This window comes from Streptomyces sp. NPDC006235, assembly GCF_040613735.1.
Taxonomy (GTDB): Bacteria; Actinomycetota; Actinomycetes; order Streptomycetales; family Streptomycetaceae; genus Streptomyces.
This window is the reverse complement of the sequence record NZ_JBEXSR010000003.1, coordinates 87,685-99,971: the sequence shown is the minus strand read 5'-3', so window position 1 is coordinate 99,971 and position 12,287 is coordinate 87,685. Positions and strand designations below refer to the sequence as shown.

At 72.8% G+C, this 12,287-nt stretch carries 12 protein-coding genes; 6 read left to right on the top strand and 6 right to left on the bottom strand.

Annotated features, from left to right (window positions below; translation table 11 throughout):
• Positions 1-18 precede the first annotated feature (18 nt).
• Complete coding sequence (locus tag ABZ192_RS04555; RefSeq protein WP_356923055.1) at positions 19-750, bottom strand: VIT1/CCC1 transporter family protein; 732 nt, start codon at positions 748-750, stop codon at positions 19-21.
• A 228-nt stretch (positions 751-978) separates the two neighbouring features.
• Between ABZ192_RS04555 and ABZ192_RS04550 the strand changes: the two genes are divergently transcribed.
• The 6 genes from ABZ192_RS04550 to ABZ192_RS04525 are packed head-to-tail and all read left to right on the top strand — an operon-like array spanning position 979 to position 7,944.
• Positions 979-2,040 (top strand): ADP-ribosylglycohydrolase family protein, encoded by a 1,062-nt coding sequence (locus ABZ192_RS04550; RefSeq protein WP_356923054.1) that lies wholly within the window; start codon positions 979-981, stop codon positions 2,038-2,040.
• On the top strand, positions 2,037-3,284 hold the full coding sequence (locus tag ABZ192_RS04545) for an ADP-ribosylglycohydrolase family protein (RefSeq protein WP_356923053.1): 1,248 nt from the start codon (positions 2,037-2,039) through the stop codon (positions 3,282-3,284). The genes ABZ192_RS04550 and ABZ192_RS04545 overlap by 4 nt, the downstream gene beginning before the upstream one ends.
• Positions 3,285-3,291: 7 nt before the next feature.
• On the top strand, positions 3,292-4,461 hold the full coding sequence (locus ABZ192_RS04540) for an ADP-ribosylglycohydrolase family protein (protein ID WP_356923052.1): 1,170 nt from the start codon (positions 3,292-3,294) through the stop codon (positions 4,459-4,461).
• A complete protein-coding gene (locus ABZ192_RS04535) occupies positions 4,449-5,936 on the top strand; it encodes an ADP-ribosylglycohydrolase family protein (protein WP_356923051.1) in 1,488 nt (495 codons plus the stop codon). Before ABZ192_RS04540 ends, ABZ192_RS04535 begins: the two co-directional genes overlap by 13 nt.
• The gene (locus ABZ192_RS04530; RefSeq protein ID WP_356923050.1) at positions 5,933-7,126 is read left to right on the top strand and encodes a CoA transferase; all 1,194 of its coding nucleotides are present in this window, start codon (positions 5,933-5,935) and stop codon (positions 7,124-7,126) included. The genes ABZ192_RS04535 and ABZ192_RS04530 overlap by 4 nt, the downstream gene beginning before the upstream one ends.
• Positions 7,123-7,944, top strand: a complete 822-nt coding sequence (locus ABZ192_RS04525; RefSeq protein WP_356923049.1) for a CoA ester lyase — start codon at positions 7,123-7,125, stop codon at positions 7,942-7,944. Before ABZ192_RS04530 ends, ABZ192_RS04525 begins: the two co-directional genes overlap by 4 nt.
• Positions 7,945-8,002: 58 nt before the next feature.
• On the opposite strand, the gene lgt is transcribed toward ABZ192_RS04525, so the two are convergent.
• From lgt to ABZ192_RS04500, 5 genes are all read right to left on the bottom strand, one after another.
• Positions 8,003-8,944 carry a prolipoprotein diacylglyceryl transferase gene (gene lgt, locus ABZ192_RS04520; RefSeq protein WP_356923048.1) on the bottom strand — a complete coding sequence of 314 codons (942 nt, stop codon included), beginning with the start codon at positions 8,942-8,944 and terminating at the stop codon, positions 8,003-8,005.
• 84 nt (positions 8,945-9,028) lie between these two features.
• Complete coding sequence (locus ABZ192_RS04515) at positions 9,029-9,805, bottom strand: thioredoxin domain-containing protein (protein ID WP_356923047.1); 777 nt, start codon at positions 9,803-9,805, stop codon at positions 9,029-9,031.
• Positions 9,806-9,891: 86 nt separating this feature from the next.
• Positions 9,892-10,710, bottom strand: a complete 819-nt coding sequence (trpA, locus tag ABZ192_RS04510; protein ID WP_356923046.1) for a tryptophan synthase subunit alpha — start codon at positions 10,708-10,710, stop codon at positions 9,892-9,894.
• Entirely contained in the window at positions 10,707-11,993 is a 1,287-nt protein-coding gene (gene trpB / locus ABZ192_RS04505; RefSeq protein WP_356923045.1) for a tryptophan synthase subunit beta, read from the bottom strand. The genes trpA and trpB overlap by 4 nt, the downstream gene beginning before the upstream one ends.
• Before the next feature lie 59 nt (positions 11,994-12,052).
• A complete protein-coding gene (locus tag ABZ192_RS04500; RefSeq protein ID WP_356923044.1) occupies positions 12,053-12,274 on the bottom strand; it encodes a tryptophan synthase subunit(beta) in 222 nt (73 codons plus the stop codon).
• Positions 12,275-12,287: the final 13 nt, after the last annotated feature.

Here is a 12,287-nt window from a genome sequence, read left to right as displayed (position 1 = left end):
GCATAAGTCCGAGCCGAGCTATCCTACGGCCGTTCCGAACAAGCTGCCCAGGGCGTACGTCACACCGGCCGCCGCACCTCCCAGGAGCAGCTGCCGCAGCCCGCTGTACCACCAGGTGCGGGCCGTCACCTTGGCCACCACCGCTCCGCACAGGAAGAGTCCGAGCAGCGCCAGCAGCACGGCCGGCCACAGGCTGCCCGCACCCAGAAGATACGGCAGGACCGGGATCAGCGCGCCGAGCGCGAAGGAGCCGAAGCTCGACACCGCGGCCACGGTGGGCGAGGGCAGATCGCCGGGGTCGATGCCCAGCTCCTCCCGGGCGTGGATCTCCAGCGCCTGCTCGGGATCCTTAGACAGCTGCCGGGCGACCTCGTCGGCCAGGCCCGGCTCGACCCCGCGCGCCCGGTAGAGCGCGGCGAGCTCGGCCTCCTCGCACTGCGGGTGCTTGCGCAGCTCGCGCCGCTCCACGTCCAGCTCGGCCTCGACCAGCTCGCGTTGCGAGGCGACGGAGGTGTACTCGCCGGCGGCCATGGAGAAGGCACCGGCGGCCAGGCCCGCGAGTCCGGTGAGGACGACGGTGTGCTGGCTGACCGAGCCGCCCGCGACACCGGTCATCAGGGCCAGGTTGGAGACGAGGCCGTCCATCGCACCGAACACCGCGGGACGCAGCCAGCCGCCGTTGACGTCCCGGTGGGTGTGGTTGTCCCGGTGCGCCTCGTGCAGCGCCGCCTCGGTCTCGATGATGGCCATGAAAAGTCCCCGATCCCCTTACCGAACCAAGCTTCTCTGGACGAGTTCCAGATTTTTACAACACACAAAGTACGCCGTGAATTCCGGCGCCGCCAGCAAGGAAAGGCTGCGCTAACCTGCGGTTTTACCCTTCAGCGCTCACTTGATGAGGATCTTGCACAGATGTCGACCGGGTGATGCTGAGGCTCCCGAGGCTCGGGGTGGTCGCCGGAGTGGGACACATCCCGTATGGCATCGATCGCCTGCATCCCCTCCGTCCCGGCGCCCGGGGACGCCACCGAACTCCGCGCACGGGCACGGGGCGCCCTGCTGGGCCTGGCCGTCGGGGACGCGCTCGGGGCCCCGGCCGAGAACCTGAAGCCCTCGGAGATCCGCGCGCGGTGGGGCCGCATCACCGGCTACGTCGCCGAGCACCCCGCCGGCACGGACGACACCGAGTACGCGATCTTCTCGGGCCTCCTCCTGGCCCGGCACGGCTCGGCGCTGACCCCCGCGCACGTGGAGGCGGCCTGGCACGAGTGGATCGCCGACCGCGACGAGGGCCCCTTCCGGGGCGCCGGCTTCAGCGAACGCGGCACGCTGGAGAACCTCCGCCGAGGTCTGGCGGCCCCCATCTCCGCCCAGCACCGGCACGCCTGGAGCGACGGCCTGGCCATGCGGGCGGCCCCCTTCGGGGTGTTCGCGCCCGGTCGCCCGGCGGAGGCGGCCCGGCTGGTGGCGATCGACGGTTCGGTGAGCCATGACGGCGAGGGCATCTACGGCGGCCAGGCGGTGGCCGCAGGAGTGGCGGCGGCGATGGCGGGTGCCCAGCCGATCGCGGTCGTGGCGGCCGCCCTCGCCGTCGTGCCCGACGACTCCTGGACGGCCCGCTGCCTGCGCCGCGCGGTGGCGGTGGCCCACCGCGGCGAACGCGCGGTCCGCTCCGCGGTCGTCATCGGCGGCTACCCCTGGACCGACCTGGCCCCCGAGGCGGTCGCCCTCGCCTTCGGCGCGTACGCGGCGGCCGACGGCGACTTCGAACAGTCCGTCCTGACGGCGGTGAACATGGGCCGCGACGCGGACACGACGGCGGCGGTCGCGGGTGCCCTGGCGGGCGCGACCCGGGGAGTCTCGGCGATCCCGGAGGCCTGGACGACCCCCATCGGCCCGGTCCGCGGCCGCTGCCTGCCGGCGATGGCGGGCTACCACGTCCTGGACGTGGCGGACCTGCTGACACCGGCGGTATGCAACGAGGAGCCGGTGCCGACGGACTTCGCCCTGGCGGGCGACGGGACGGAGGCCCCCGCATGACGCCGCACGAACCGGCGGCAGCGGCCGGCACCGCGGTCCCGGAGGGACCACCCGCAGCCGCCGACGGCGATGTGGATCCACGGGAGACCAGGACCCCTCGGGTGACAGGTACGGGCGGTGCGCGGGTGAGAGACAAAAAGGCCGAAGGCCTCCTGCTCGGACTCGCCGCCGGCGACGCCGCCGGCTGGCCCGCGGCCCGCCACAGAGCCGCCCGCATGCCCGACTGGACCCGCCGCCTCACCCGCGAACTGGACACCTTCGCCGAACACAACGCCACCACCACCCTCCCCGTCCCCATCGCCCTGAACCAGCCCCCGGAACCCCTGCGCCTCGGCCCCTCCGACGACGCCGAATGGGCCGCCTTCGCCGCGGAGGCCCTCCTCCGCGCCGGCGACGACACCGTCCTGAACGACCTCAGCCGGGACCGCCGCATCCGCGCCGCCATCGACCTCACCTGGAACGCCATCGCCTGCGAGGTAGCCGCCGCAGCGAACCGCGCGCCCGAGATCGAATCCGCCGTCCTCCCCCTGCGCGCCCGCATCTCCGTCCGCGCCGGCCTCGGCAACCTGGCCACCGGCCTGCGCCCGCCCGCCACCGGCCACGACAACCCGCACTACTTCGACGACGCGGCCTGCGTCCGGGCGTGCGTCCTGGCCGTGGCCCACCCCGGGGACCCCCGGCGCGCCGCCGACCTCGCCGAGTTCGACGCCCGCTACACCCAGGACGGCGACGGCGTCCACGGCGCCCGCGCCATGGCGGCGGCACTCGCCCTCGCCCTGGCCGGCGCGCATGTCGACGCCTGCGTCACGGCGGCCCTCGCCGAACTCCCCGAGGAGACGGAGATCGGCCGCAACGCCCGGCACGCCCTGCACCTCGCCGCCGACGCGGACAGCGCCTTCGCCCTGGTCCCGCCCCTGGAACACCAGATCGTCGACCACGTCTACAGCTACGGCATCGCCGCCGCCGAAACGGTCCCGGTCGCCCTCGCCCTGGCCACCGCGGCCCGCGGCCGCATCGCGGAGGCGATCCCCGCCGCGGCCTGCCTGTCCCGCGTCGCGGACTCCGCCCCGGCCCTGGCGGGCGCCCTCACCGGCGCGCTGGGCGGCGGCGCCTCGATCCCGGCCTCCTGGCGGGAGACCTGCCGCACCCTCTCCGGCTGCGTCCTTCCCCGCCTCACCGGCACGGACCTCGTGGAACTCGCCGGACTCCTGGAAGCCGCCCAACCGGCCCGCCCCGGTGGATGATGCGGCCATGCAGCCCAAATCACACCAAAACGCCACCCTGGACGAGCGGATCACCGGAGCCCTGGTCGGCGCCGCCGTCGGTGACGCCCTCGGCGGCCCCGTCGAGGGCTACTCGCCCGAGCAGATCCTGGAACGCCACGGCGGCCGCGTCCACGGCATCGTCGGCCCCTGGCACGGCGACGACTGGCGCACCGCCCGCCCCCTCGCCCCGTACCACAAGGGTGACGGCCACGTCACCGACGACACCTTGATGACGCACGCCCTGATCCGCGTCTACGCCCGGGTCCGCGACCACCTCGACGCCTACGCGATCGCCGACCACCTCGTCCCCGACCTGATGACCGAGCCCCGCTGGATCCCGGAGCTGGAGAGCGAGGCACTCCCCCTGCACCGTGTCTTCCTGGCGGAGAAATGGCTGGTCGCGAGGATCCACTACGGCCACGCCGACCCGCGCGAGGCCGGCACCGGCAACATCGTCAACTGCGGTGCGGCGATGTACATGTCCCCGGTCGGCCTGGTCAACGCCGCCAACCCGCGGGCGGCCTACGCCGAGGCCCTCGACATCGCCGGCGCGCACCAGTCGTCGTACGGCCGTGAGGCGGCGGGCGTCCTGGCGGCGGCGGTCGCGGCGGCGTGCACCCCCGGGGCCACCCCGGACTCGATCGTCTCCACCTGCCTGTCCCTGGCGAAGGACGGCACGCGCACCGCCATCGAGCGGGTCTGCGAGGAGGCCTCCCGCCACACGGACTTCGAGTCGGCACTGCGCCCCCTGCGCGAGGCGGTCGCCCCCTACGACACGGTCGGCCCCGACTACCGCGCCCCATCCCTCGGCGCCCGCCGCCCCTCCCGTCTCCACGCGATCGAGGAACTCCCCGTGGCCCTGGGCATGTTGCTCGTGGCCGGGGGCGACTACCGGCACGCCGTCCTGGGCGCCGTCAACTACGGCCGCGACTGCGACTCCATCGCCACGATGGCCGGCGCCCTGGCGGGCGCCCTCGGCTCGCCGGTCCCCCAGGACTGGGCGAAGACGGTCGCGGAGGCCAGCCGCCTGGACCTCTGGGAACCGGCCACGACCCTCACGGCCGTCACCCGCGAGATCTTCACCCGGGACACCTCCCGCCGCCGCACCCACGAACAGGCCTTCGCATCCCTCAAAGGCCCGGAATGCTCCGCCTGACCTGGGTCCAGCCGGAGGACCTGCTCGGCCACGAACTCCGCCAGGCGACCCAGGACGGCCGCGAGCCGAAGGCGATCGCGTCCCGCTGGAGAGCAGCAGGCGGCCCGGACGCCCCTCTCACAGCAGGAGCGTCCCCGTCCCCCGCCTCCCGCTACCTCCGCCAACTGGCAGAAGACCTCCTGGACGAACTGGCGGACCTCCCGAGCAGGTTGGCGGACGACGAGCCAACGGACCTGGAGAGAATCAAGTCGGCCTGCCCGAACTGGCCGCCGCCCGCGGGCGGCCGTAGCCGACTCAGCTGCGGGCAGTTGTGCCGCTGGGGCGATGGGGGTCCCCCCGCTCGAGCGAAGCCGAGAGTGGGGGAGGGTGGGCGCAGCGGCACCCCGCCAGCGCCGGCGAGCGCCCCGACCCCCGCCACCACGCCGCAGCACCTGGAATCCGCCTGGCTGGGCCGAGCCGTCGGCTGCCTCCTGGGCAAACCAGTCGAGAAACTCCCCCTCGAAGCCATCCGCCAACTGGCCAGCGCCACCGGCAACTGGCCCCTCAACATGTACTTCACGGCCAGAGGCGTCCCCCAGGAACTCCTGGCCACGCACCCCTGGAACCGCCGCTCGGCAACAACCTCCCTCGCCGAGAACATCGACGGCATGCCCGAGGACGACGACCTCAACTACCCCCTCCTCAACCTGATCCTCCTGCAACGCCACGGCAAGTCCTTCACCACCACGGACGTGGCCCGCACCTGGCTCGACGAACTCCCCGCCGGCCGCACCTTCACCGCCGAACGCATCGCCTACCGCAACCTCCTCACCGGCCTGGAACCCCCGCACACCGCCCGCCACCGCAACCCGTTCCGCGAATGGATCGGCGCCCTGATCCGCGCCGACGTCCACGGCTGGACCAACCCCGGCGACCCGGCCGCCGCCGCGGAACAGGCCCACCGCGACGCCACCCTCACCCACACCGCCAACGGCGTCTACGCGGCGATGTTCACCGCGGCCACCATCGCGGCCGCCGCGACAGGCGAACACGACGTCCACACCTGCCTGCGCACCGGCCGCACCGTCGTCCCTCCCCGCTCCCGCCTCGCCCGAGCCGTCCACCACGCCATCCAACTGGCCCGGGAACACCACGACTTCGACACGATCGTCGACGAACTGCACGCCGCCCACGCCCCCACCCACCACTGGGTGCACGCCGTCCCCAACACCGCCCTGATCGCCGCCGCCCTCACCCACGCGAACGGCGACTTCTCCGGCTCGATCTGCCGCGCGGTGAGCGGCGGCTGGGACACCGACTCCAATGGCGCGACCGCCGGCAGCATCGCCGGCCTGCTGGCCGCAGACCCCGCGGCGCTCCCCGACCGCTGGACGGCACCCCTGAAGAACCGCCTGGCCACCTCCATCGGCGACTTCAACGGCATCGGCTTCGCCACCCTCGCCCACCTCACCCACCGGGAGACCCACCGCTCATGACCGCACCCGCGCCCCTCACCGGCCTCCGCGTCCTGGACCTCGCCACCCTCTTCGCCGGCCCGCTCGCCGCCACCCTGCTCGGCGACTTCGGCGCGGACGTCGTCAAGGTCGAGCACCCGTCGAAACCGGACCCGTCCCGCGGCCACGGCCCGTCGAAGGACGGCGTGGGCCTGTGGTGGAAGATGCTCGGCCGCAACAAACGCACCCTCACCCTCGACCTGTCGAAGCCCGGCGGCCGCACCACCCTTCTGCGCCTCGCCGCCGGCGCCGACGTGATCATCGAGAACTTCCGCCCCGGCACCCTGGAGAAGTGGGACCTGGGCTGGCCGGAGCTGTCGGCCGCCAACCCCCGCCTGGTCCTGGCCCGCGTCACCGGCTTCGGCCAGTTCGGCCCCTACGCCCACCGCCCCGGCTTCGGCACCCTCGCCGAGGCGATGAGCGGCTTCGCCGCGATCACCGGCGAACCGGACGCGCCCCCGACGCTGCCGCCGTTCGGCCTGGCCGACTCCATCGCGGGCCTGACGACGGCGTACGCGGTGATGACGGCCCTCGCCGCCCGGGACAGGACCGGCGAGGGCCAGGTCGTCGACATGGCCCTGATCGAACCGATCCTGGCCGCGCTCGGCCCGCAGCCCCTCTGGTTCGACCAGCTCGGCCACGTCCAGCCCCGCACCGGCAATCGCTCCCCCAACAACGCCCCGCGCGGCGTCTACCGCACCGCGGACGGCACCTGGGTCGCCGTCTCGACGTCGGCCCAGTCGGTCGCGGAACGCGTGATGCACCTGGTGGGCCGCCCCGAACTGATCGACGAGCCGTGGTTCGCGACGGGCGCCGACCGCGCCCGCCACGCCGACGTCCTGGACGAGGCGGTGGGCTCCTGGATCGCCGCACGCACCCGCACGGACGTCCTGGCGGCCTTCGAGAAGGCCGAGGCGGCGGTGGCCCCGGTCCAGGACGTCCGGGACGTGATGGCGGACCCGCAGTACCAGGCCCTGAACACCATCACCACGGTCGACGACCCGGAGCTGGGCCCCCTGCGCATGCAGAACGTCCTCTTCCGGCTCTCCGCCACGCCCGGCGCGATCCGCTGGGCCGGCCGCCCGCACGGCGCCGACACCGACGAGATCCTCACCGAACTGGGCCTCACCCCGGCCGACCTCACGGCGCTGCGCGCGGAGGGCGCACTGTGACGGCGTTCCCGCTCACCTGGCTGTACGCCCCCGGCGACCGCCCCCATGTGGTCGCCAAGGCCCTCACCTCCGGCGCCGACATCGTCGTCGTCGACCTGGAGGACGCGGTCGCCCCCGACCGGAAGGCGTACGCCCGTGCCGCCACCGCCGAGTTGCTCGCCGAGCTGCCGCCGGTCCCGGTCCACGTCCGCGTCAACGCCCTGGACAGCCCCTGGGCCGGGCAGGACCTCGCCGCCGTCGCCGCGGCTCCCGGCCTCTGCGCCGTGCGGCTCCCCAAGATCGGCTCACCCGCCGAGGTCGTCCGGATCGCCCAGCACGCCGTCCCCACCGGGCTGCCCCTGTACGCCCTCCTGGAGACGGCCCTCGGCGTGGAACAGGCGTACGCCGTCGCCACGGCCCACCCGTCCCTGCGGGGCATCGCGCTCGGCGAGGCGGATCTCCGGGCCGACCTGGGCGGATGTGACGACGAGGGGCTCGACTGGTCCCGTTCCCGGGTGATCGTGGCCGCCCGGGCCGCGGGCCTGCCGCCGCCGGCCCAGTCGGTCCACCCGGACGTCCGGGACCTGGAGGGGCTGGCCGCCTCCTGCGTCCACGGCCGCGCCCTGGGCTTCCTGGGCCGGGCCGCGATCCACCCCCGCCAGCTCCCGGTCATCGAGCGGGCTTTCCTCCCCACCGAGGAGGAGATCGAGCAGGCGGAGACGATCGTCAAGGCGGCGGCGACGGAACAGGGCGCCCAGGCCCTGCCGGACGGCCGCTTCATCGACACGGCGGTGGTGGCGGCGGCCCAGCGCACCCTGTCCCTGGCCCGCCGCCGTTAGACGCACCGAGGGGTGCCCGGACAGCTCCGGGCACCCCTCGAATGCGTGCGGCTGACCGTCAGGTCTTCTTCGCCGACCCGGCCTCGTCATTGGCCTCGTCGGCCTTGGACTCGTCGGCTTCCTTGCCTTCGCCTTCGGACTCGTCTTCCTTGCCCTCGCCGACGGACTCGTCGTCACCGTCGGAGGCACCCGGCTCCACCACGGCTTCCCGGCCCGGCCGCTTCTTCGACGACAGCACGAGGTAGATGACCGCGAGCAGGAACACGAACATCGCGGTCCACACGTTCAGCCGGAGACCCAGGATGTGGTGGGCGTCGTCGACCCGCATGTACTCGATCCACGCCCGGCCCGTGCAATACGCGGCGACGTACAGTGCGAACGCCCGGCCGTGTCCCAGCCGGAAGCGGCGGTCCGCCCAGATGACCAGGAACGCGACGCCGATGCACCACAGCGATTCGTACAGGAACGTCGGGTGGTACGTGCCCGGCACCCGGCCGTCCGCGGAGGACGTGATCTCCAGGGCCCAGGGCAGGTCGGTGGGCTTGCCGTACAGCTCCTGGTTGAACCAGTTGCCCCAGCGGCCGATCGCCTGGGCGAAGGCGATGCCGGGTGCGATGGCGTCGGCGTACGCGGGCAGCGGGATGCCCCGGCGCCGGCAGCCGATCCACGCGCCGACCGCGCCCAGCGCGATCGCGCCCCAGATGCCGAGACCGCCCTCCCAGATCTTGAAGGCGTCCACCCAGTCACGGCCCTCGCTGAAGTACAGCTCGTAGTCCGTGATCACGTGGTAGAGCCGGCCGCCCACGAGGCCGAAGGGCACGGCCCAGACCGCGATGTCGGCCACCGTGCCGGCCCGCCCGCCCCGGGCGATCCAGCGCTTGTTGCCGAGCCAGACGGCAACGAAGACGCCGATGATGATGCAGAACGCGTAGCCGCGCAGCGGAATGGGGCCGAGATACAGCACCCCGCGTGACGGGCTGGGAATGAAGGCAAGTTCCATGGCAAGGTCGACGCTACCGTGCCGGACCCGGGCCGCGGCAGGCAGCCCGGCTACGGGTCCATAACAGGCAGGTGAGAAAAGCCTTCACCCCTTGTTCTTCTCCAGCACCATCTGCTTCAGCTTCGCCGGGGTCATCGTCCGGTCCTGGTAGATGTTCTTGCCGTCGAACAGCACGGTCGGCGTGCCGGAGAAGCCGCCCTTGTTGAAGGCCTGGTGGGACTTGGCGACCCAGCCGTTGTGCCTGCCGTCCTCGACGCACTTGCGGAAGGCGCGGGTGTCCAGGCCGTCGACCTTGCCGGCCAGCTCGATCAGCTTGGCGTTCCTGGCGTAGGCGTCGTCGACCTCCTGGGGCTGGTTGTCGAAGAGCACGTCGTGGTACGCGGGGAACTTCCCGGCGTCCTGCGCGCAGGCCGCGGCGTTGGCCGCGTTGCGGGAGCCGCTGCCGCCCATGTTGCCGTCGATGAGGGTGACCAGGTGGTACTCGGTCTTCAACTGGCCGGCGTTCGTCAGCTCGTGGATCACCGGCCGGTACGCCGTCTCGAAGGACTTGCAGGCCGGGCAGCGGAAGTCCTCCCACACCGTGAGCGTGGACTTGGCGCTGTCCTTGCCGACCGGGATCGCGAGGCCGTCCTTGCCCTGTGCTCCCGAGGGAGCCACGACCGGGCCCGCCGCCTCGCTGTCGTCGTCCTTCCCGGCGTTGGCGGCGACGACGCCGATCACCGCCGCGAGTCCCAGGACGGCCACGACGGCACCGCCCACGATCAGCGCGCGCCGGCGCTTCTCCGAGGCCTTGTGCTTCTCGCGCTCCACCGCCAGCTTCTCCCGGGCGGTGCGCTTTCCCTCACGGTTCTTCTCGCTCACACCCCGGAAACGAACCGGGGAGACGCACCGCGCCTCCCCGGCCCCAGGTCCACCCGTACGAGGGACCTGTATGACTTCCGGCTTTCCTACGCCTGTCGGCGCACGCCCTTCGCGAGGTCACCCGCGAGTGAGCGCACGGCCTCAAGACCGGTCGCGTCGTCCGGGGCGTCCAGCATGGCCTTGACGAAGGCCGAGCCGACGATCACGCCGTCGGCGAAGCCGGCGACCTCGGCGGCCTGGGCGGCGTTGGAGACGCCGAGCCCGACGCAGACCGGCAGGTCCGTGCCGGTGGCACGGGTGCGTGCCACCAGGTCCTCGGCCTGCGAGCTGACCGACGCGCGGGTGCCGGTGACGCCCATGAGGGAGGCGGCGTAGACGAAGCCGCTGCCCGCCGCGGTGATCTGCGCGAGCCGCTGGTCCTTGCTGCTGGGGGCGACGACGAAGACGGTGGCCAGGCCGTGCTTCTCCGCGTGCTCCCTCCACAGCGCCGACTCCTGTACGGGCAGGTCGGGCAGGATGCACCCGGCGCCGCCGGCCTCGGCGAGCTCGGCGGTGAACCGTTCGACGCCGTAGCGGTCGATGGGGTTCCAGTACGTCATGACGAGCACCGGCTTGCCGGTCGCCGCGTGGGCCTCGCGGACCGTGCGCATCACGTCGGCGATCTTCACGCCGCCGCGCAGGGCGATGTCGTCGGCGGTCTGGATGACGGGCCCGTCGAGGACGGGGTCGCTGTGCGGCAGACCGACCTCGACGACGTCGGCGCCGCCGTCCAGGACGGCTTTGATCGCCTCGATGCCGCCGTCCACGGTCGGGAACCCGGCCGGGAGGTAGGCGATGAGCGCGGACCGGCCCTCGGACTTCGCCGCGGCGAGGGTGTCGCTCAGCAGCTGAATGTTCCCGCTCACTTGGCGTCCCCCTCGATCTCTGCGGTGTCGGTGTCCGCGTCGGCGGCGACCTCGGCGTCGGTGTCGTACAGGCCGAAGTAGCGGGCGGCGGTGTCCATGTCCTTGTCGCCGCGGCCGGACAGGTTGACCACGATCAGCCCGTCCTTGCCCAGCTCCCTGCCGACCTCCAGGGCACCGGCCAGCGCGTGGGCGCTCTCGATGGCCGGGATGATGCCCTCGGTGCGGGACAGCAGGTGCAGGGCCTGCATGGCCGCGTCGTCCGTGACCGCGCGGTACTCGCCGCGGCCGGAGTCCTTGAGGTAGGAGTGCTCGGGGCCGATGCCCGGGTAGTCCAGACCGGCCGAGATCGAGTACGGCTCGGTGATCTGGCCCTCGTCGTCCTGGAGGACGTAACTGCGGGAGCCGTGCAGGATGCCGGGCTCGCCGGCGGTAAGGGTCGCCGCGTGCTCGCCGGTGTCGACGCCGTGCCCGGCCGGCTCGCAGCCGATGAGGCGGACGGACTCGTCCGGGATGAAGGCGTGGAAGAGGCCGATGGCGTTGGAGCCGCCGCCGACGCAGGCGACGGCCGCGTCGGGGAGCCGGCCCGCGCGCTCCAGGAGCTGGCGGCGGGTCTCCACGCCGATGACGCGGTGGAAGTCGCGGACCATGGCCGGGAACGGGTGGGGTCCGGCGACCGTGCCGAAGAGGTAGTGCGTGTGGTCGACGTTGGCAACCCAGTCGCGGAACGCCTCGTTGATCGCGTCCTTCAGCGTGCGGCTGCCGGACTTCACGGCGATGACCTCGGCGCCGAGCATGCGCATGCGGGCCACGTTGAGGGCTTGGCGCTGGGTGTCGATCTCGCCCATGTAGATCGTGCACTCGAGGCCGAAGAGCGCGCAGGCCGTGGCCGTGGCGACGCCGTGCTGGCCGGCGCCCGTCTCGGCGATGACCCGGGTCTTGCCCATGCGCTTGGTGAGCAGGGCCTGGCCGAGGACGTTGTTGATCTTGTGGGAGCCGGTGTGGTTGAGGTCTTCCCGCTTCAGGAAGACCCGGGCACCGCCGGCGTGCTCGGCGAACCGGGGGACTTCGGTGAGTGCGGAGGGGCGGCCGGTGTAGTTGACCAGGAGGTCGTCGAGTTCCTTGGCGAACTCGGGGTCGTGCTTGGCCTTGTCGTACTCGACGGCCACTTCGTCGACTGCCGCGACCAGGGCCTCGGGGATGAACTTGCCGCCGAATGTCCCGAAGTAGCCGTCGGGGTTGGGCGTTTGGCCCTCGGGGTCGGGGATGAAGAACTGACTGGGCATGCGGAAACCTTCACGGTGAGTGTGTGGGATGTGCACTAATCGCCGTGGGGGCAGGGTTGTCAGGCGGCTGCGGGACCGTTGTGGCCGGTCGCGCAGTTCCCCGCGCCCCCAAAAGAAGGGCGCTGCTGCCATCGCATGCCATTCACCTGGCCCGGCTCGTCACCGATGACGTAGCGGACGCGGCGGCCGTGGACGCGGCGCGCGGGAGCACGGCAGCCGCGGGGGCGGCAGCCGCGCGCGAGGCGGGCGTACCGGTCCACGGTCGTCATGGTGAGAGTCATCGGGGCCAAGCCT

Excerpts from the sequence above, each read along its gene's own strand:
- ABZ192_RS04555 (WP_356923055.1), bottom strand. The coding sequence starts at position 750 with ATGGCCATCATCGAGACCGAGGCGGCGCTGCACGAGGCGCACCGGGAC.
- ABZ192_RS04550 (WP_356923054.1), top strand. The coding sequence starts at position 979 with ATGGCATCGATCGCCTGCATCCCCTCCGTCCCGGCGCCCGGGGACGCC.
- ABZ192_RS04545 (WP_356923053.1), top strand. The coding sequence starts at position 2,037 with ATGACGCCGCACGAACCGGCGGCAGCGGCCGGCACCGCGGTCCCGGAG.
- ABZ192_RS04540 (WP_356923052.1), top strand. The coding sequence starts at position 3,292 with ATGCAGCCCAAATCACACCAAAACGCCACCCTGGACGAGCGGATCACC.
- ABZ192_RS04535 (WP_356923051.1), top strand. The coding sequence starts at position 4,449 with ATGCTCCGCCTGACCTGGGTCCAGCCGGAGGACCTGCTCGGCCACGAA.
- ABZ192_RS04530 (WP_356923050.1), top strand. The coding sequence starts at position 5,933 with ATGACCGCACCCGCGCCCCTCACCGGCCTCCGCGTCCTGGACCTCGCC.
- lgt (WP_356923048.1), bottom strand. The coding sequence starts at position 8,944 with ATGGAACTTGCCTTCATTCCCAGCCCGTCACGCGGGGTGCTGTATCTC.
- trpB (WP_356923045.1), bottom strand. The coding sequence starts at position 11,993 with ATGCCCAGTCAGTTCTTCATCCCCGACCCCGAGGGCCAAACGCCCAAC.
- ABZ192_RS04500 (WP_356923044.1), bottom strand. The coding sequence starts at position 12,274 with ATGACTCTCACCATGACGACCGTGGACCGGTACGCCCGCCTCGCGCGC.